This window comes from Streptosporangium sp. NPDC049376 (genome assembly GCF_044466505.1).
Lineage (GTDB): Bacteria > Actinomycetota > Actinomycetes > Streptosporangiales > Streptosporangiaceae > Streptosporangium.
In genome coordinates this window covers 19,319-37,458 of record NZ_JBITMT010000008.1, presented here as the reverse complement: position 1 = coordinate 37,458, position 18,140 = coordinate 19,319, and the positions used below count along the sequence as shown (strand labels likewise).

Annotated in this window: 15 protein-coding genes; 10 read left to right on the top strand and 5 right to left on the bottom strand. The window is 70.8% G+C overall.

Annotated features, from left to right (window positions below):
- The first annotated feature begins 123 nt into the window (after positions 1 to 123).
- On the top strand, positions 124 to 2,955 hold the full coding sequence (locus ACIBVQ_RS21155) for a BTAD domain-containing putative transcriptional regulator (RefSeq protein ID WP_399179333.1): 2,832 nt from the start codon (positions 124 to 126) through the stop codon (positions 2,953 to 2,955).
- Between the two features lie 43 nt (positions 2,956 to 2,998).
- Here ACIBVQ_RS21155 and ACIBVQ_RS21150 read toward each other — a convergent pair whose 3' ends face one another.
- Entirely contained in the window at positions 2,999 to 3,661 is a 663-nt protein-coding gene (locus tag ACIBVQ_RS21150; protein WP_399179331.1) for a TetR/AcrR family transcriptional regulator, read from the bottom strand.
- 63 nt (positions 3,662 to 3,724) lie between these two features.
- Here ACIBVQ_RS21150 and ACIBVQ_RS21145 point away from each other — a divergent pair, with 63 nt between their 5' ends.
- From ACIBVQ_RS21145 to ACIBVQ_RS21135, 3 genes are all read left to right on the top strand, one after another.
- Positions 3,725 to 5,245, top strand: coding sequence for an MFS transporter (locus tag ACIBVQ_RS21145; protein ID WP_399179330.1), 1,521 nt, complete (start codon positions 3,725 to 3,727; stop codon positions 5,243 to 5,245).
- Between the two features lie 21 nt (positions 5,246 to 5,266).
- The gene (locus tag ACIBVQ_RS21140) at positions 5,267 to 5,653 is read left to right on the top strand and encodes a cupin domain-containing protein (RefSeq protein WP_362914791.1); all 387 of its coding nucleotides are present in this window, start codon (positions 5,267 to 5,269) and stop codon (positions 5,651 to 5,653) included.
- 163 nt (positions 5,654 to 5,816) lie between these two features.
- Positions 5,817 to 6,419 carry a hypothetical protein gene (locus ACIBVQ_RS21135; protein ID WP_399179327.1) on the top strand — a complete coding sequence of 201 codons (603 nt, stop codon included), beginning with the start codon at positions 5,817 to 5,819 and terminating at the stop codon, positions 6,417 to 6,419.
- Between the two features lie 14 nt (positions 6,420 to 6,433).
- On the opposite strand, the gene thyX is transcribed toward ACIBVQ_RS21135, so the two are convergent.
- Both thyX and ACIBVQ_RS21125 read right to left on the bottom strand, forming a co-directional pair.
- On the bottom strand, positions 6,434 to 8,068 hold the full coding sequence (gene thyX / locus ACIBVQ_RS21130; RefSeq protein ID WP_399179325.1) for an FAD-dependent thymidylate synthase: 1,635 nt from the start codon (positions 8,066 to 8,068) through the stop codon (positions 6,434 to 6,436).
- 209 nt (positions 8,069 to 8,277) lie between these two features.
- Positions 8,278 to 10,422 (bottom strand): anthranilate synthase component I, encoded by a 2,145-nt coding sequence (locus ACIBVQ_RS21125; protein WP_399179323.1) that lies wholly within the window; start codon positions 10,420 to 10,422, stop codon positions 8,278 to 8,280.
- A 309-nt stretch (positions 10,423 to 10,731) separates the two neighbouring features.
- Between ACIBVQ_RS21125 and ACIBVQ_RS21120 the strand changes: the two genes are divergently transcribed.
- Together ACIBVQ_RS21120 and ACIBVQ_RS21115 are read left to right on the top strand one after the other, a co-directional pair.
- The gene (locus ACIBVQ_RS21120; protein ID WP_399179321.1) at positions 10,732 to 12,339 is read left to right on the top strand and encodes a CocE/NonD family hydrolase; all 1,608 of its coding nucleotides are present in this window, start codon (positions 10,732 to 10,734) and stop codon (positions 12,337 to 12,339) included.
- Between the two features lie 26 nt (positions 12,340 to 12,365).
- The gene (locus tag ACIBVQ_RS21115; RefSeq protein WP_399179319.1) at positions 12,366 to 13,322 is read left to right on the top strand and encodes a helix-turn-helix transcriptional regulator; all 957 of its coding nucleotides are present in this window, start codon (positions 12,366 to 12,368) and stop codon (positions 13,320 to 13,322) included.
- On the opposite strand, the gene ACIBVQ_RS21110 is transcribed toward ACIBVQ_RS21115, so the two are convergent.
- Both ACIBVQ_RS21110 and ACIBVQ_RS21105 read right to left on the bottom strand, forming a co-directional pair.
- Entirely contained in the window at positions 13,319 to 14,233 is a 915-nt protein-coding gene (locus ACIBVQ_RS21110) for an SDR family oxidoreductase (protein ID WP_352011753.1), read from the bottom strand. The two genes, ACIBVQ_RS21115 and ACIBVQ_RS21110, sit on opposite strands and share 4 nt — an antisense overlap.
- 76 nt (positions 14,234 to 14,309) lie before the next feature.
- The gene (locus tag ACIBVQ_RS21105) at positions 14,310 to 14,606 is read right to left on the bottom strand and encodes a hypothetical protein (RefSeq protein WP_362914803.1); all 297 of its coding nucleotides are present in this window, start codon (positions 14,604 to 14,606) and stop codon (positions 14,310 to 14,312) included.
- 265 nt (positions 14,607 to 14,871) lie between these two features.
- Between ACIBVQ_RS21105 and ACIBVQ_RS21100 the strand changes: the two genes are divergently transcribed.
- The 4 genes from ACIBVQ_RS21100 (at position 14,872) to ACIBVQ_RS21085 (ending at position 17,860) form a co-directional block, all read left to right on the top strand.
- Positions 14,872 to 15,084: a DUF3311 domain-containing protein gene (locus ACIBVQ_RS21100; protein ID WP_352011751.1), complete on the top strand. Its 213-nt coding sequence runs from the start codon at positions 14,872 to 14,874 to the stop codon at positions 15,082 to 15,084.
- Between the two features lie 3 nt (positions 15,085 to 15,087).
- Positions 15,088 to 16,689, top strand: a complete 1,602-nt coding sequence (gene mctP / locus ACIBVQ_RS21095) for a monocarboxylate uptake permease MctP (protein ID WP_362914805.1) — start codon at positions 15,088 to 15,090, stop codon at positions 16,687 to 16,689.
- Between the two features lie 129 nt (positions 16,690 to 16,818).
- Positions 16,819 to 16,905, top strand: a complete 87-nt coding sequence (locus ACIBVQ_RS21090; protein WP_352012079.1) for a putative leader peptide — start codon at positions 16,819 to 16,821, stop codon at positions 16,903 to 16,905.
- Positions 16,906 to 16,939: 34 nt separating this feature from the next.
- Complete coding sequence (locus ACIBVQ_RS21085; protein ID WP_352011749.1) at positions 16,940 to 17,860, top strand: TauD/TfdA family dioxygenase; 921 nt, start codon at positions 16,940 to 16,942, stop codon at positions 17,858 to 17,860.
- The last annotated feature ends 280 nt before the right edge of the window (positions 17,861 to 18,140 follow it).

The window sequence follows — 18,140 nt, the reverse complement described above, 5'->3', positions numbered from 1 at the left end:
TGCGAACCGGACGACTCCCACCGTGGCGGAGACCGTCCTCACGGCGTCATCACGGCGTCCTTCGAAATCACTCCCGGCCGCTAATTGGCCAGATAGCATCGGTTTTGGGGGGAAATCATTGAGATGAAATTTCTCGTACTCGGGACATTGGAAGTCTGGGACGGCCAGAACAGGGTGACCCTGCCCAGCACCCGGCACCAGCGGGTGCTCGCGATGCTGCTGCTGACGCCCGGCGCCGTGGTACCGGTGTCGAAGCTGGTCGAGGCGACCTGGGACGACGAGCCGCCCGCGACGGCGACCAAGCAGATCCAGAACTGTGTCTCGGCGTTGCGGGGGCGTCTCGGGGACACCGAATGCCAGGTCATCGCCACCGACGGCCGGGGATACCGCGTGGCCGTGACCGAGGACCAACTGGACCTGCTCTGCTTCACCCGCCGGATCGCCACCGCGCGTGTGCTCGCGGCGGCCGGCGAGCCGGCGGAGGCCGTACTGGAGATGCGCTCGGCGCTGCGGCTGTGGCGCGGCCCCGCGCTCGACGGCCTGGGCACCGCCGCGCTGACCGCCCGCGCCAGGCGGCTCGACGAGCAGCGGCTCGACGCGCTCGAACAGTGCGTGGACTGGCAACTGGCGCTGGGTGAGCACCGCGAGGTCGCGGACGAGCTGGTGGAGCTCGTCACCGAGCACCCGCTGCGGGAAAGACCGCACGCGCAACTGATGCTCGCGTTGACCCGCTGCGGCAGGCAGGCCGAGGCGATAGAGGTGTTCCACCGGCTGCGGGAAAGGCTCGCCGAGGAACTCGGCGTCGACCCCGGGGCCGAGGTCCGTGAGCTGTACGAACGTGTCCTGCGCGGCGAGGTGGACCTCTCCCCGCCCGTATCCGCCGTGCGGGAGCCGGGATCCGCGCCGGCTCCGCGACCGGGGCCCGCCGCCCCGGAGCCGCCCCGTCTCGACCGGGCGGTGCAGGAGCTGGTCATGGTGATCACCCGGCAGTGGACGGCCGAGGCCGAGGTGCGCTCGCTGAACCGGCCGGAACCGGTGCCGCTGAGATGGTCGGAGACCAGGCGTCAGGTGGCGGCGGTGGCCGCCGCACCGCCGTACGGCCGATCGGCCGAGGACCCGGACCGGCCGATGCCGAGCGGTGGCCTCACCGACCTGCTCGCCAGGTTCCGGCAGGTGCCCACGCGCCAACTGGTGGTGCTGGGCGGTCCCGGCGCGGGCAAGTCGGTGCTGGCGATCCTGTTCACCCTCGGTCTGCTCGCGGACCACCGGCCCGGCGAGCCGGTGCCGGTGCTGTTCTCGCTGGCCTCGTGGAACCCGCACCGGGAGCACATACACCGCTGGCTCGCCCGCATGCTTGTCCAGGAGTACCCCGGGCTGGCGAACACCGCCGTCTACGGACGGGACGCGGCGACGCGGCTGGTGGTCGAGAACCGGGTCCTGCCCGTGCTCGACGGCCTCGACGAGATACCGCCCGGCCTGCGCGCGGCGGCCATCGACGCCCTCGACAGGGCCGTGGCGGGTGACCGGCCCCTGGTGGTGACCTGCCGTAGCGAGGAGTACGAGCTGGCGGCGGACCAGGCGGGCGCGATCCTCGCGCGCGCGGCGGTCGTGGAGATCGAGCCCGTCGCCCTCGAAGACGCCGTCGACTTCCTCACCGCGCGCAGGCGGGTGGGCGAGGAGCGCTGGCAGCCCGTGATCGACCACCTGCGGCGGCACCCGGGCGGCGCGCTCGCCCAGTCACTGCGCACCCCCCTGATGATCGATCTCGCCCGTACGGCCTACGCCCACCCGTCGACCGTGCCCGCCGAGCTGTGCGACCCGGCCCGGTTCGGCGATCGGGCCGCGATAGAGGGGCATCTGCTGGACGCCTACCTGCCGGCCGTCTACGCGTCCTGGCCGGAGCCGCCCCTGCGGCACGAGCGGCCCGTGCCCGCGCGTGCCTACGACGTCGACCACGCCGAACGGTGGCTGGCCTTCCTCGCCCGGCACCTGAACCGGACCCGCACCCACGACCTCGCCTGGTGGCGGCTCGACCGCGCCGTGCCGAGGCCCGTCGGCGGCCTGCTGCTCGGCATGCCCGCCGCCCTGCTGTTCTGGATCACCGGGTGGCTCGCGGGCGGCCCGCTGATCGGACTGGTCTACGGGCTGTTCTTCGCGGCGGCGGGCTGCGGCGTCCACACGCTGGGGCGGCGTCCGGGGCCGCTGCGGGTGGAGCTGCACTTTCGCAGCACCGCGACGAGATTCCTGGGGCGCTTCGGGATCGGAGTGGTGATCGGGGTCAGCCTCGGCCTCGGCTGGTCGTTGTCCGCGGAGATGATCGGCCTGCTCGCCACCGTCTTCGGTCTCGGCGTCGGCCTGCACGTCTGGCTGGCCACCCCGGTCGACGTCAACCGCGTTTCCAGCCCGCCCCTCGTGCTGCGCAACGACCGCATCGCCACCTGGGCGTTCACCCTGTCCTTCATGGCGTCGCTGGGGCTGTTCTACACCGTGGCCTTCGCCTTCACGCGCGAGATCCGGTTCGTCCCCATCCTGGGGGGAACCTTCGACCTCGGACTCGCCTGCGCCGCAGGCCTGGCGTCGGGACTGCTGGGCCGTTTCCTGCTGGGCAACCTCGGCGGTGCGGCGTACGGGCTCGCCGGAACCGTGGTCGGCGGACTGATCTTCTCCCGCGCGCCCAGCCTCGCCAACGCCCTGACGGTGGGCGCGCTGTTCGGCCTCGCGGGGGGACTCACGGTCGGCCTCGCCCGCGCGTGGGGCGCCTTCACCGTCGTCCGGCTCTGGCTGGCCGCCCGGGGGCACATCCCGCTCCACCTCATGCGCTTCCTCGACGACGCGCACCGGCGGGGGGTGTTGCGCCAGGTGGGCGCGGTGTACCAGTTCCGGCACGCCCGTCTGGAGGAACGCCTGGCGGCCAGGTGCGGCGCCCCGCCGACGAGCCGCGGCCGAGGCGGCTGAGGATCGTCCCGGCACCCAGCCCGAGTACGCGGCCCCCGGCGGCCTACGCGCGTGGGAGCAGTCCCCCGACGAGGGCTTCGAGCCCCTGGCGGTAGGTGTCCTCCGCGGTGAGCGCGGTCCACCGGCCGCCGATCGACGCCAGTCTGGGCAGCGCCTCCCGGTCCAGGTCGGCGAAGACCCGTTCGCGGTGGGTCGGCCGGTCCTCGGCGGCGCGCCTGCTCCCCGCCGCCCTGATGATGATCTCCCCTGCGGTGTAGTACCAGACGGACCGGTAGGCGTGAACGGCCTGTTCCGGGGTGAGACCGCAGGCCACGGCCGCCTCGACGATGTGCTCCGCGTACCAGAGCCCGGCGTCGGACATCAGGTCGTCGGCGACGAGGACCTCGACGACCCACGGGCATCCGGCGAGCGCGTCGTGCATCGCCAGCGCGGCGGTGACCAGCCGTTCCCTGGGCTCCTCCGGCAGTGCCGGGCGCGCCAGTCCCGCGGCGTAGTCGTCCAGGAGCAGCAGCAGCAGCTCCTCCTTGTCCTTGACGTGGTGGTAGAGCGCCATCGGCGTGCTGCCGACCTCCGCGGCCAGCCGCCGCATCGTCAGGCTTCCCACGCCGCCCTCCTCGACGATCCTGCGGGCGGCGGCCAGGACCTCCTCCCGGGAGATCCGTGGTGGCCTGCCCACCCGCGGGCGTTGCGGAACCGACTGTGACATGGGATCCATGATGGCCCACCCGTGACGTTGACGCCCGCGTCCCGGCCGGGCTAGTTTTTATACATGTATAAAAAAGGCATCGGCCACCCCGGGCTGATACTGACGGCGGTGGCCGCCGCGCAGTTCATGGCGGCCCTCGACATCTCGATCGTCAATGTCGCGCTGCCCGCGATCCGCGCCGACCTGGGCTTCGGCGCCGCCCGGCTGCAGTGGGTCGTCCACGCCTACACGCTGGCCTTCGGCGGCCTGCTGCTGCTCGGCGGCAGGATGTCCGACCTGTACGGCAGACGCGGACTCCTCTGCGCGGGCCTCGGCCTGTTCGGCCTGTCCTCCCTGGCCGGAGGACTGGCCCAGTCGGCGGACCTGCTGGTGGCCGCCCGCGCGGTCCAGGGCCTGGCCGCCGCGGCACTGGTCCCCGCCGCACTGGCGACACTGACCACGACCTTCCCCGAAGGCCCGGGCCGTACCAGGGCGCTGGGGGTGTGGAGCGCGGTCAACGCCGCCGGCGGAGCCACGGGAGTGCTCGCCGGAGGCCTGCTGACCGACCACGTGGGATGGCGCTGGGTGATGCTGGTCAACGTGCCCGTCGTGGTGGCCGCGCTGGCGCTCACCGTGACGTCCGTCCCCGCCGACCGGCGCCGGGCCCAGGGGGAGCGTCCCGACCTGCTCGGCGCGTTCCTCGGCACCTGCGGGGTGACCCTGCTGGTCCTCGGCGTCGTCCGCGCGAGCGAGGAGGGCTGGACCTCGGCGGTCACGCTGGGCACGCTCGCGGCGGCCGTCGCGCTGCTGGCCGTGTTCGTCCTGGTCGAGACCGCACGGTCCAGGGGCCCGAGAACCCCGATGATCCGGCTCGGCCTGCTGCGGAACCGTTCGATCGCCGGGGCCAACCTGTTCATCTTCCTGGCGGGCGCGGGCATGTTCGCCGCCTTCTACTTCGTCTCCCTCTACATGCAGGGCGTGCTGCGCATGAGCGCGACCGCGACCGGCCTGGCGTTCCTGCCCTTCACCTTCGGCACGGTGGTGGGAACCGTCATCGCCACCGGGGTCTCCGCCCGGCACGCTCCCCGCGCCCTGCTGATCCCCGGTGGCGTGCTCGCCGCGATCGGCTTCGGCTGGTTCAGCCTGATCGACCCCTCGGGAAACTTCGCCGTGGACGTCCTCGGCCCCTCGCTGGTCACCAGCGTCGGCCTGGGCATGTGCTTCGCCCCGCTGGCCGCCGCGGGAACGGCGGGCGTCGCGCCACACGAGGCGGGCATGGCCTCCGGACTGCTCAACAGCTCAAGACAGCTCGGCGGCTCCGTGGGCCTGGCCGCCCTGACCACCGTCGCGGCGAGCCGTACCGGAGCGGGCACCACCCCCGCCGCCGTCACCTCGGGCTACTCCCTCGGCCTGGCCGTCTCCGGCGTCCTGCTGGCCGCCGCGGTCGCCGTCGCCGTGACGGTGCTGCCCAGGCGCGGCCGTACGGTCAGGCCCGCCCCCGAGACCCCTCCGGAGGCCCCTCTGGAGGCCCCTCCGGAGGCCACGAACCCCCTGCGGGCCATGGCTCCGCCGGAGGCCGTGGCCACAGCCGCAACCCACGAATAACCACAGAAAGGCGACCTCACCGTGAACACCACGCCCATCGACATGTTCTCCCTCGGCATCCACCTCGACGACGACGGGACGGTCCTGCCCGGACCACGGCGGATGACCGGCGACTCCGGCGGCTGGACCGTCGCCGCCTTCCACGTCGAGACCGACGAGGACGTCCACGCCGACCACTGGGAGATGCACCCGGCCGCCGACGAGGCGGTGTGCGTGCTGAGCGGCGGCGCCCGGCTCTACCTGCGGCCGCAGGACCGGGAACAGCGCGAGACGGCGGTCACGCTCACCGCGGGAACCGCCTTCGTCGTCCCGCGTGGCCGCTGGCACCGCCTGGAACTCGACGGCCCCAGCGACCTGATGTCCGTCACCCTGCGCCGTGGCACCCTCCTGGAGAAACGCCGGGGATGAACGCGACCGGGAGGCTGTACGGCCTTGTACGGACATATGGCCTCCCCCTTCTCCCGGGGACGGACCCGGCCGGATCCTCAGGACACGACCGGCCGCCTCTGGCGGGCCTCCGGGCACGCCCCCGGCCGGGCGTCCCGTCCTCGTCGTCCTCGAAAGGCTCGCCATGTCCCCGTCCGGATCGTCACGTCACACCGGCACCCGGCCCCGCGGATCCCGCGTCGGCAGGGCGCTGGCCTCCGCCGCGCTGGCGCTCGTCCCCCTGGCCGCCGTACCCGCCGCACCACAGGTCGCGCACGCCGACACCGCGGGCGCCCTGGCCGCCTGCCGGCGCAGCGAGTCGGCCGACTTCAGCATCGGCGACTTCAGGGTCTACGGCAACGGCGGCGGGGGCATCCCCCAGGGAAGCAACCCGCCCAACCTCCTCCAGGACGGCGACGTCTTCCTCCTGCTGTCGTCCAGCTACTACAAGGTCAAGTTCGACAGCTGGCCCTGGGGGCCGAGCTACCCGCCGGACGGCAACGGCGTCCCGGCGCCGAGCACCGGCTGGCCGTACCCGGGGTCGCTGGAGTACTCGGCGATCCTGCGGTTCAACAACGACCCCGGCGGCTGGGTGGGGCCGATCCACCAGGCGACCGCGTTCGGCGGCTGCACGGTCTGGTCGGGACCGCCCGTCCGGCTGCTGTTCGGCGTCAACGACCCCAACCCCGGGGACAACAGCGGCTACTGGTCCTTCGGGTTCTACCTCTACCGGGCCTCCACGCACTGAGACCCGGCAGGCCCCTACGGGGCGACCCGGCCGTTGGTCACGAAGGCGGCGTGGGTCAGGGGCATCAGCCCCGCCCAGGCCGCCTCCATCCGCTCGGCGACCATCTCGATCTCCCGCTGCGGGAACGACGGCACCTTGGCCTGCTCACTCTTGGTGCGCAGCGACAGGAAGTGCATCAGCGAGCGGGCGTTGCACGTGGCGTACATCGAGGAGAACAGGCCGACCGGCAGCACGGCCCTGGCCACCTCGCGGGCGATCCCGGCCTCCAGCATCTCCTGGTAGGCCTCGTAGGACCGCCGGTAGGCCGTCTCCATCGCCTCTGTGGCGATCTTGTGCTGCTCCTCGGTGCCCTCGACGAAGACGTACTTGCCGGGGCGCCCCTCCTGCACCAGCCTGCGCTCGGGACCGGGAACGTAGAAGTCAGGCTGGAGCTCCCGATATCTCCCGCTCTCCTCGTTATAGGAATTGTGAACGACAACGTTGTTGGCGAGGAAGTTATGCCAGGGCCCCTCGACCGCCAGGTCATAGGTCATTTCCTCACCGTCTTCCTCAATGGAGACGATCAGGCTGGATTTGGCGACCGAAACCTTGCCTCCGCGCTTGGCGAGCACCTGCTCGGCGTCGCTCTTCTCGCGGTGGCACGATCGGCAGGCAGGCATGAGGTTGCCCTCGTCAAGAGCCTTCAGCAGGTCGGCCGCAACGGGGACCACATGGTCGAGAACCAGGTCATCGCGTGCGAACTCTCCCGAGCAGAGGTAGCACGTATCCGACTCCTTGATGAGCCGGCTCCTCCTCATGGAGGTCCAGACTCCGATTCCTCTGCGCAGTGAGGGAGGAATCAGCGCCTCAGAGGGCTTCGGAGCGGTTCCCCCGACCATGAGAGCGTCCCCGGCCTCAAGCTCTCCTGCCTTCCGCCATCCGTCGGGGGTGAGAACCGCGTGGTCCACGGAGCATCTCAGCGTCTCCCCGCTCGCGGTGGTCAGACGGATCAGTTGCTTGACCCCGGACTCCATGACGTCGAGGATCTTCGCGCGGGAGGCCAGCAACGTCGTCTCGTCATAGCACCGGACATGGTTACGGCGAACCGACTCAAGCCTTCTCAGCCGCCTTGTGGGATTCGCCGCCCTGAAAGCCGCCACCGCTTGCTCAGCGGCTTCCCGCGCCTCGTACAGCCCCAGGTAGTGCACCTGGTTCGCGCGCTTGACCTGAGCGTTCCACTTTCCGGCCTTCCGATGCCAGGTCACGCCACCGCCCGACCGGGGCACGGCGTCCTGCACACCGTGATGCCAGAGCCGGTAGAGCTCTTCGATCGTGCGCCGCCGGATGTGTCCCTTCTCGCTTACCAGCGTGATCTCGGAGTCGCCCGCGAGGCACCATCCGACCCTGTGGCGCTGGAACTCACGGAAGACGAAGATCGGCGCCCTGACCAGGAAGGTCATGGAGTTGTGCTCGAAAGGGGTGCCGTGACGGTCGCGCATCAGGAAGTTGATCAGGCCCTTCGAGCGCTCGGGGTCCTTGTTGATCTCCTCGATGGACTGCTCCCCCGCGGTGGACACCCGGGCCGCCCAGAGCACGTCGGAGTCCGAGGCGCTGTGCTTGACCAGTTCGACGGTGACGTCGTCGAGGAAACGGGGCCTGCTGTCGTCCACGGGCGAAGACCTCCTGCGTCGGGATTGGGGCGGCTCAACCCTACCGGCGGCCCCAGAAGACCACAGACGCGGCGCGCGTTTCCCGAACCCGGCCACGAAGCGGCCACGGGGCGACCACAGGCGAACCGGCACCGATCCGCCCGTGGCCCGACACCGGCCTCACACCGGGAGCGGCGCCTCACGGCCCTCCCGTGCGATCCGGCGTCTCCTCAGTGCGAGGCCCTGCAGAGTTCCAGCACGTTGGCGATGATCCTCGCCCCGGCGCCGCCCTCCGCGGTGAGGATCGACTCGGGGTGGAACTGTACGGCGAAGCGCCGCCTGGCCACGTCCTCGATCGCCATCACCGCGCCGTCCGGGGTGAGGGCGGTCGCGGTGAAGCCCGCGACTCCCGGCTGCTTGGCGTGCAGCGAGTGGTAGCGGGCGGCGGTGAACTCCTCGGGCAGGCCGTCGAGCAGCGCGCTCTCACCGAGCCTCCTGACCCTGCCCCGCTTGCCGTGCTCGGGGTAGGACAGCAGGTCGAGGCTTCCGCCCGCCTGCTCGACCATGCCCTGCAGGCCGAGGCAGACGCCGAAGACCGGCAGGTCCCGCTCGTAGAGCGCCTCGATGAGCCCGCTCAGGCCGAAGTCGGAGGGCCAGCCGGGTCCGGGCGACAGCACCACGAGCGACGGCGCGATCTCGTCGATCATCCGCACCGGGAACCCGTGCCTGAGCGTGACGACCTCGGCGCCCTGCTGGCGGAAGTAGTCGGCCAGCGTGTTGACGAAGGAGTCCTCGTGGTCGACGAGCAGCACCTTCATGCCCTCGCCGGGCCGTACGGCGGGGGCCCGCTCCTCGACCGCCTGGTCGGCCTGTCCCGCGCTGACCGCCGCCAGGGCGCCGAGCAGTGCGCTCGCCTTGAGCTCGGTCTCCCGCTCCTCGGCCTCGGGGTCGGAGTCGAACAGCAGTGTGGCTCCGGCCCTGACGGTGGCGACCCCTCCGCGGATCTGCGCGGTGCGCAGGGTGAGGCCGGTGTTCATGGAGCCGTCGAAGCCGATGTAGCCGACCGCGCCGCCGTACCAGCGCCTGGTGGTCGCCTCGTGGTCCTCGATGAACTGCATCGCCCAGGTCTTGGGGGCGCCGGTGACGGTGACGGCCCACATGTGGGTGAGGAAGGCGTCCAGCGCGTCGAACCCGGGCCGCAGGCGTCCCTCGATGTGGTCCACGGTGTGGATGAGCCGCGAGTACATCTCGATCTGGCGCCTGCCGATGACCTGGACGGTCCCCGGCACGCAGATACGGGACTTGTCGTTGCGGTCGACGTCGGTGCACATCGTCAGCTCCGACTCCTCCTTCACGCTGGACAGGAGGGTGCGGATCGCCTCGGCGTCCTCGATCGGGGTGCTGCCGCGCGCGATGGTGCCGGAGATGGGGCAGGTCTCGACGCGGTCGCCGTTGACCCTGACGTACATCTCGGGGGAGGCGCCGACGAGGTGCTCGTCCTCACCGAGGTTGAACAGGAACTCGTACGGCGCCGGGTTGACCTTGCGCAGCGTCCGGTAGAAGGCGGCCGGGTCGGTGCAGGAGGAGTGGAAGACCTGGCCGGGCACGACCTCGAACAGGTCGCCGCGGACGAACTTCTCCTTGGCCGCGGCGACGACCTGGGCGTAGGTGCCCCGCTCCGGGTCCGCGGGCAGCTCGGTGGGGACCGGGGGCAGCGGGACGCTCTCCCCTTCGCGGGGCAGGCCCCTGGTCGAGACGCCGTCCACGGTGAACTCGTAGCGGAACTCCTTGCTGGTCTCCCGCTTACGGTCGATGACCATCACCCGGTCGGGCAGGTGCAGCACGAGGTCACGCTGGTCCTTGGCGCGGGTGAGCACCTGCCTGATCGGCTCGAACTGGAAGGCCAGGTCGTAGCCGAAGGCGCCGTAGAGCCCCAGGTGCTCGTCCTGGCCCGCGAAGGCCGCGACCACCTCGCGGATCGCGGTGAAGACGGTGGGACGGCGGCTGCGCATCTCCTCGGGGAGGATGTCCTCGGACTCGGCGACGTACACCTCGACGTGGTCGGCGGTCGGCTCACCGGTCGGCTTGCCCGCGGCGAGCAGGCAGGAGGCGACGGCGGGCAGCACGACCCGGCCGCGGGCGTTCAGGGCGCGGGCGGAGATCCTGCGTCCCCGGGCCACGATCTCAAGGCAGGGGTCGACGTAGGCGAGATGCCACCGGCTGTAGCGGCCGGGGTACTCCATGCCGGAGGACAGCACGCCGCCGCGACGCTCACCGAGCGTCGTGACGACATCCTCAAGCATCGTCTCGGGCACGTCGGAGGCGGTGACCTCGACCTCTATGCCCCCCGCGGTGGTATATCCGCTCGTCTCCACTGCTGCCTCGTCCCTCTAAGTTCTCCTGGGCCCTCAAAGAGGCGGCTGACACAGAAAAGGCCGCCTCACTCGGGGCGGCCGTCTGTGTGCTCTCGCGAATGCGAAACCCGCGCCGCCTAGAAGCGGCGCCACCACTGCTGGGTTTCGGGGTGTCGCATGCCACAAGACTAGCGGCGGAAACTGTGATCATGCAACGTGACCGCCCCTGCGGCGTGGCGGCCGGGTAGCCGTCACGCCCCTTCTTCTGTTACCAGTAGGGAGGAGGGCAGTTTCGTTACCGGCGAGTAAAAGGCCAGGTGAGGAGGCCGCATGACGATCACATGGCCGCGGTCCGCGCACCGGGTCACGATCCAGCGCGATCTGCCCGTGCCCATGGCCGACGGGGTCGTCCTGCTGGCCGACCGCTACGCGCCCGTCGGTGCCGTGCGCCCGCCGACGATCCTGGTCCGCTCGCCGTACGGCAGGCGGGGGATGTTCGGGTTCGCCTACGGCAGGGTGTTCGCCCGGCACGGGTTCCAGGTCGTGCTGCAGAGCTGCCGGGGCGGGTTCGGCTCCGGCGGGCTGCTCGACCCGCTCGGCGACGAGCACGACGACGGCCTGGCCACCCTCGCCTGGCTGCGCGCCCAGCTCTGGTACGGCGGCGACCTCGCGATGCACGGCCCCTCCTACCTCGGCTACGCCCAGTGGGCGATCGCCCCGTTCGCCGGCCCCGACCTGAAGGCCATGGCGACCTCGGTGACCGCCTCCCAGTTCCGTGACGCCGCCTACGTGGGCGGGGCGTTCGCGTTGGAGTCCACGCTGATGTGGATCACGCTGACCGCCTCGATCGACGGCCCGTTCGGCGGTGCCGCCGCCCTCCTCGCGCCGCGCAGGACCAGGCGGGCGGCGCTGTCCGGGCGGCCTCTCGGGGAGATGGACGTGCTGTCGGCGGGCCGGGACCTGCCGTTCTTCCAGGACCTGCTGACCCACCACGCCGACCCCGGGTCCTACTGGGCGGCACGTGACTTCTCCGCCTCCGTCGGCGAGGTCGGGGCCGCCGTCACCATGGTCGGCGGCTGGTACGACGTGTTCCTGCCGTGGCAGATCAAGGACTACACGGCGATGCGGGCCGCGGGCAGACGCCCCCAGCTGACGATCGGGCCGTGGTACCACGCCGACGTCCGGCACGGCAGGGCCGCCAACGCCGACGCGCTCGCCTGGTTCAGGGCGCACCTGCTCGGCGATCCCTCCGGCCTGCGCCGGCAGCCGGTCAGGCTGTACGTCACGGGCGCGGGCGAGTGGCGCGACTACCCCGACTGGCCGGTTCCCGGCATGCGGGAACGACGCTGGCACCTGCAGCCCGGCCGGGCTCTCTCCCCGGACAACCCCTCCCCCGGCGAGCCGGACCGCTACCGTTACGACCCCGCGCACCCGACCCCCGCGCTGGGCGGCCCCGTCCTGCTGGGCAACTCCGAGCCGCGGGACAACCGGCGCCTTGAGGCCCGCCGTGACGTGCTCGTCTACACCGGGCCCGAGCTGCGCGAGGACACCGACGTGATCGGCCCGGTCCGGGCCGAGCTGTACGTCAGGACGAGTGCCGAGCACGCCGACGTGGTCGTCCGCGTCTGCGACGTGCACCCCGACGGCACCTCCTACGACGTGTGCGACGGCGTGCGCCGCCTGCTTCCCGGCTCTCCCCCGCCCGACGTGGACGGCGTACGCCGTGTCCTGGTCGACCTGTGGCCGGTCGGCCACCGCTTCCGCAGGGGTCACCGCATCCGTCTGCAGGTCGCGGGCGGCGCCTACCCCCGCATCGCCCGCAACCTCGGTACCGGAGAGCCGCTGGGTACCGGCAGCGCGATGGTCGCCTGCCTGCACGAGGTCTTCCACGACCCCGTCCGTCCCTCGGCGGTCGTGCTGCCGCTCGTGACCGGCTGAGAGCGGGGCGGGGCTAGGGTCGGAGGGTGCGCGCGGCCAGGCTGATGTCGTTGGTGCTGTTGCTCCAGGCCCGTGGCGGGATGACCGCCGCCGAACTGTCCGAGGAGCTGGAGGTCTCCGAGCGGACCGTCCACCGGGACGTGCTGGCCCTGTCCGAGGCCGGGATCCCGGTCTACGCCGACCGGGGCAGGGGTGGCGGTTACCGCCTGCTCGACGGGTACCGCACCCGCCTCACCGGCCTCGACCGGGCGCAGGCGCAGGCCCTGTTCCTGTCCGGTGTGCCCGAGGCGCTGCGCGAGATGGGCCTGGGCGAGGTCGGGGCCGTGGCGCGGCTGAAGGCGTCGGCCGCGCTGCCCGCGGACGCGCGGGACGCCCAGGCGGACGCGGCGCAGCGCTTCCACCTGGACGCCCCCGGCTGGTTCGCCCGTGACCGGCCGCCGCCGGAGTCCCTGCTGCCGCTGGCCAGGGCCGTGTGGGGCGACCATCCGGTGACGGCCGCCTACCGGGGCGCCCGGCGGACCCTGGAACCGTACGGCCTGGTGCTCAAGGCCGGGGTCTGGTACGTCGCGGCCCGTTCGGTGATCTACCGGGTCGAGCGGCTCAGCGAGGTCGAGGTCCACGCCGATCGGTGTTTCACCCGCGATCCCGGCTTCGACCTGGCCGCCTTCTGGAACGAGCGCGCCGCCGAGTTCGCCCGTTCCCTGCTCAAGACGCGGGTGACCGTACGGCTCAGCCCCGAGGGCCTGCGCGCGCTGCCCGTCTTCGCCGACCCTGCGGCCCTCGACGAGGCGCTCGCCTCCGCCGGGGAGCCCGACGAGCGGGGGTGGGTCACGCTCCACCTGCCCGTCGAGTCCCCGGAGGTCGCCTACGCGCAGATCCTCAGGTTCGGCCCGGAGGCCGAGGTCCTCGACCCGCCGTCCCTGCGCGCCCGCGTGGCCGAGGCCGCCGCCCGGCTGCACGGCCTGTACGACCGACAGGTCTAGCGGTAGCCGGTGGCGTCCGCGGGCTTGTCCTGGTCCTGGACCTCGACGATGTAGCGCCAGGCGTCCGGCCTGCTGCCGTCCACGTCGGTGAAGCCGTAGACCTGGGCCAACTGCCCGCTGGAGAGGGACTGTCCCGACCAGCGGACCCGGTCGGGGTCGGCGGCCAGGGCGACGACCGCGCGCCCGGTGTAGGCGGGCGACTCCGAGATCACGAAGTGCGGTTCCCTGACGAGGGCGTCACGCCAGGTCTCCTCGGTGACGCCGTAGTGCTCAAGCATCATCTCCGAGCGCAGCCAGCCCGGTGTGAGCGACACGGCCGCGCAGCCGTACGGCCTCAGTTCGTGGGCCTGGGAGAAGGCCAGGCGGTTGACCGAGACCTTGGCCAGGTCGTAGAAGAACGAGACGCGGTAGTTGACGGCGTTGTACTCGGCGGTTCCGTCGGTCACCTCGACGACCAGGCCGCCGGGGTTCCTGGTCAGCAACGGCAGGGCGTGGTGGCTGGTGATGACGTGGGTGTCGATCGCCAGCCTGAGCAGGCGCAGGCCGTCCTCAAGCGAGTGCTTCCAGAGCGGGGTGTCCCAGGCGGCCAGCGGGTCGCCGCCCCAGACGTCGTTGACGAGCAGGTCGAGCCTGCCCTGCTCACGGTCGATCCGCTCCACCAGCGCGCGCACCTGCTCTGACTCCAGATGGTCCACCTGTACGGCGATGCCCCGGCCACCGGCCCGCGTCACCAGTTCGGCTGTCTCCTCGATGGTCTCGGGGCGGTTCATCTCCGAGCGGTGCTCGCGGGTCGTCCTGCCCGTGCAGTAGACCGTGGCTCCGGCCTCGCCGAGCGCCGTCGCGATGGCCCTGCCCGTCCCCCTGGTCGCCCCGGCGACCAGGGCGACCTTCTCTCGCAGTGTCGTGTGCATGCCACTGACCCTGCCCAAGAAACAGGACACCTTATGTCATGTTTTCGCGCCGTGTCCGGCGGCGGCCGAAGTCGGGTCAGCCGACGGCGTCGACGAAGCGCCGCGCGTCGGGCTCGGTCATACCGGTCTCTCCCCTGACGAGCAGGACGGCCTGCTCGGCTCGGCCGGAGGTCTTGAGGTCGTGGACCCGGGAGGCCAGATCGGCGCCGCCACGACGCGGAGTCGCGGAAGGGGGTTGCGCGGGGTGCGGCAGAAACGTCGCGGGCCTGGAGGAGCGCCGTACGAGAAGGACGAGGGCGGTGATGATCCCACCGAAGAACAGGATGAGGATCAGACCGATGATGACCAGTTCCGTAGGCCCTAAATTCGGCATGGCACCAGCCTATTGCGAATTCGCCGGACGCGGCCGACCGCCATACCTCCACTAATCCTGTCAAGGAAGCTGATACTCCGGTCGATAGGGCGAATTCTCCACATTTGCCCCGGTCACCGGGGTATCGACCTACCGTTCGCCGCGTAAAGCACCCCGTTCGGCGCTCCGTGACCGCAATGAAACAACCACGTAATTACGCTTCCGGTCAGCCGAAGGAGTCAACCCCCCATTCGGTTGTCCGTTCTCCAGCCCCGAGGAGACCGTATTGGCCACTCCGGACAAGGACAGAGGCGATCGCAGCCCGTGGAACCGGCTGCTGATCATTCCGATCGTCGTGCCTTTGCTGCCCTTTCTCTACAACGCCCTCGACCCCCGGTTTCTGGGTTTCCCACGGTTCTACTGGTTGCAGCTCGCCTTCGTCGCCCTCGGCGTCGCCTGCACCGCGACCGTCTACCAGATGACCAAACGGAGGCGGTGACCCGTGAACGCCCACCTCACCGAGATCATCGTCTTCACCGTGCTGTTCCTGGCCGTCAGCGTCATGGGGTTCGTCGCCTCACGCTGGCGCCGCCCGGACGACCTCGCCAGCCTGGACGAGTGGGGACTCGGCGGCCGGAGCTTCGGCTCGTGGGTCACCTGGTTCCTCATCGGCGGCGACCTCTACACCGCCTACACCTTCGTGGCCGTGCCCGCCCTGCTGTGGGGGGCGGGCGCCACGGGCTTCTTCGCGATGCCGTACACGGTCATCACCTACCCGATCGTGTTCCTGGTGCTGATCAGACTCTGGTCGGTCTCGCACGTACACGGGTTCGTGACGCCCGCCGACTTCGTCAGGGCCCGTTTCGGCTCCCCGACGCTGGCGCTGCTCATCGCGATCACCGGCATCGTGGCGACCATGCCCTACATCGCGCTCCAGCTCGTCGGCATCGAGGCCGTACTGAAGTCGATGGGCGTCACCGGACACCTTCCGATCATCATCGCCTTCGCCATCCTCGCCGCCTACACCTACCAGTCGGGGCTGCGCGCCCCGGCCCTGATCGCCTTCGTCAAGGACTCGCTGATCTACATCGTGATCCTGGCAGCCCTCGTCGTGATCCCGCTGAAGCTCGGGGGCTGGGATGCGATCTTCGACGCGGCCGAGGCCAAGTTCGCCGCCACGCCCGCGCCGGGTGACGGCATCCTGCTCAACGGCGGCAACCAGCTGCAGTACGTCACGCTGGCTCTGGGCTCGGCACTGGCGCTGTTCCTCTACCCCCACAGCGTCACCGGCGTGCTCGCGTCGAAGAACCGCGACGTGATCAAGCGCAACATGTCCGCGCTGCCCGCCTACAGCCTGTTGCTCGGCGTGATCGCGCTGCTCGGCTACATGGCGATCGCGGCCGGGGTGAAGCCGATCGTGACGGCGGGCAGGCCCGACAGCAACACGATCGTCCCGCAGCTGTTCGACCAGATGTTCCCCGACTGGTTCACCGGCGTCGCCTACGCGGCGGTCGGCATCGGCGCGCTGGTCCCGGCGGCCATCATGTCGATCGCCGCGGCGAACCTGTTCACCCGCAACATCTACCGGGAGTTCCTGAAGCCCGCCGCGACCGACGCGGACGAGGCCAGAGTCTCGAAGATCGTGTCCCTGCTCGTCAAGGTCGGCGCGGTGCTGTTCATCCTGTTCATGGACACGGGCTTCTCCATCGACCTCCAGCTCGTCGGCGGCGTCATCATCCTGCAGACACTGCCCGCGGTGGGGCTCGGCCTCTACACCCGCTGGTTCCACCGAGGCGGCCTGGTCGCCGGGTGGGTCGCGGGCATGACCTGTGGGGTGCTCATGCTCTACAGCATCGGCAACCCGGTGACCGGCAAGGCGCACTTCGCCGGGTCCGCGTTCCCGCTGAGCAACCTGGGCCTGGACACCAGGATGACGGTCTACGCGGGCCTGCTCGCCCTGGCCGTCAACCTGCTCGTCGCCGCGATCGGCACCCTCGCCGCCCGCGCGGCCAGGCTCGCCGACGGCGGGGACCTCACCAGCCCCGCCCACTACACAGCGGACGAGGGCGACCCCCGGGTCAAGGATCTCGACCTCGTCGGCTGACATCCGAATACGGCTTTCGCCGGGTCCGTCCCCGATGGGCCGGACGGACCCGGCGGGACCCTCCGCAATAACCCTAATTTCCTACCGTATTAGTTGACAATTATCGGCGAGGAAGCCTACCGTGAGGGCATGACCTCCCCGCTGTACCTCACGACACGAGGTCACGTGGACCTCTGCCGCGTGGCCAGCGCGCTGTGTCCTTCCACCCGGTCTTGAGAAGGTTCCATTGGCTCGTTGGAAGGAAGACACGATGTCGTCACTCGTCATCACCCCCGTCGCCGGGCGCATCGGCGCCGAGATAGTCGGCGTCCGGCTCGGTGGTGAACTGCCCGCCGAAGTCGTCAAGGAGATCCGTGCGGCCCTGCTCCGCCACAAGGTGATCTTCTTCCGTGGTCAGAAACACCTCGACGAACCCGGCCAGGTGGCCTTCGCCCGCCTGCTCGGCCCGCTGACCACCGCCCACCCGACCGTCCCCGCCCTCAACGACGACTTCCCCATCCTCGACCTGGACTACAGCAGCGGGCAGAAGGTCGACCGGTGGCACACCGACGTCACGTTCGTCGACCGTCCGCCACTGGCCTCGGTGCTCCGGGCCGTCGTCGTCCCTCCCTCAGGAGGCGACACCCTGTGGTCCAACACGGTGGCCGCCTACGAGAACCTCCCCTCTGAGCTGGCGAGGCTGATCGACGGGCTGCGCGCCGTACACACCAACCAGTTCGACTACGCGCGGGTCAACGCCTCCGACGACCCGGACAAGGCCCGCAGGCACGCCGAGGTCTTCTCCTCCATCTCCTTCGAGACCGAACACCCCGTCGTCCGCGTCCACCCGGAGACGGGAGAACGCTCGATCCTGCTCGGTGACTTCGCCAGACGGATCATCGGCCTGCCCAACGACGTGTCGGCCTCACTGATCCGCCTGATCCAGGAGCAGGTCACACTGGTCGAGAACACCGTCCGCTGGCGCTGGTCCCCCGGCGACGTCGCCATCTGGGACAACCGGGCGACCCAGCACCGGGTCGTGCACGACTTCGGGGCACAACCGCGCCGCCTGCACCGGGTCACCGTCGCCGGCGACGTCCCCGTGGGCGTCGACGGCCGCCCGAGCGAGGTGCTGTCCGGCGACGCCTCGATCTACTCGCCCATCGCCTCCGTCACGCCCGTCGCCGCCTGACGGGGGCCGTCTGACAGGGGCACGGTCCCCTCGGGTACGGCGCGCCGAAGAACTTCGCCGCCTCCCCTCCGAAGCAAGCCCGCCCGGCTCCTCCTCCACCGGGCGGGCTTATTCGTGCCGCGAAAAGGGGCGACTCTCGTCGCCTCAGGCGTTCCACGCGCAAGCCCCCCTCCTCCTCCAACACTCTGCGCGGGGCCGGTGCCGACGCCCGGCACCTGTGAGGTGGCAGCCATCGGGAGGCCGGTGTCCGACGGATGTCCCACCATCGCCCGGGGTCCCG

Bases quoted from the DNA above. Each gene is read 5' to 3' on its own strand.
- ACIBVQ_RS21085 (WP_352011749.1), top strand. From the start codon at position 16,940: ATGTCGTCACTCGTCATCACCCCCGTCGCCGGGCGCATCGGCGCCGAG.
- ACIBVQ_RS21120 (WP_399179321.1), top strand. From the start codon at position 10,732: ATGACGATCACATGGCCGCGGTCCGCGCACCGGGTCACGATCCAGCGC.
- ACIBVQ_RS21145 (WP_399179330.1), top strand. From the start codon at position 3,725: ATGTATAAAAAAGGCATCGGCCACCCCGGGCTGATACTGACGGCGGTG.
- ACIBVQ_RS21110 (WP_352011753.1), bottom strand. From the start codon at position 14,233: ATGCACACGACACTGCGAGAGAAGGTCGCCCTGGTCGCCGGGGCGACC.
- ACIBVQ_RS21105 (WP_362914803.1), bottom strand. From the start codon at position 14,606: ATGCCGAATTTAGGGCCTACGGAACTGGTCATCATCGGTCTGATCCTC.
- ACIBVQ_RS21135 (WP_399179327.1), top strand. From the start codon at position 5,817: ATGTCCCCGTCCGGATCGTCACGTCACACCGGCACCCGGCCCCGCGGA.
- ACIBVQ_RS21150 (WP_399179331.1), bottom strand. From the start codon at position 3,661: ATGTCACAGTCGGTTCCGCAACGCCCGCGGGTGGGCAGGCCACCACGG.
- ACIBVQ_RS21155 (WP_399179333.1), top strand. From the start codon at position 124: ATGAAATTTCTCGTACTCGGGACATTGGAAGTCTGGGACGGCCAGAAC.
- ACIBVQ_RS21090 (WP_352012079.1), top strand. From the start codon at position 16,819: ATGACCTCCCCGCTGTACCTCACGACACGAGGTCACGTGGACCTCTGC.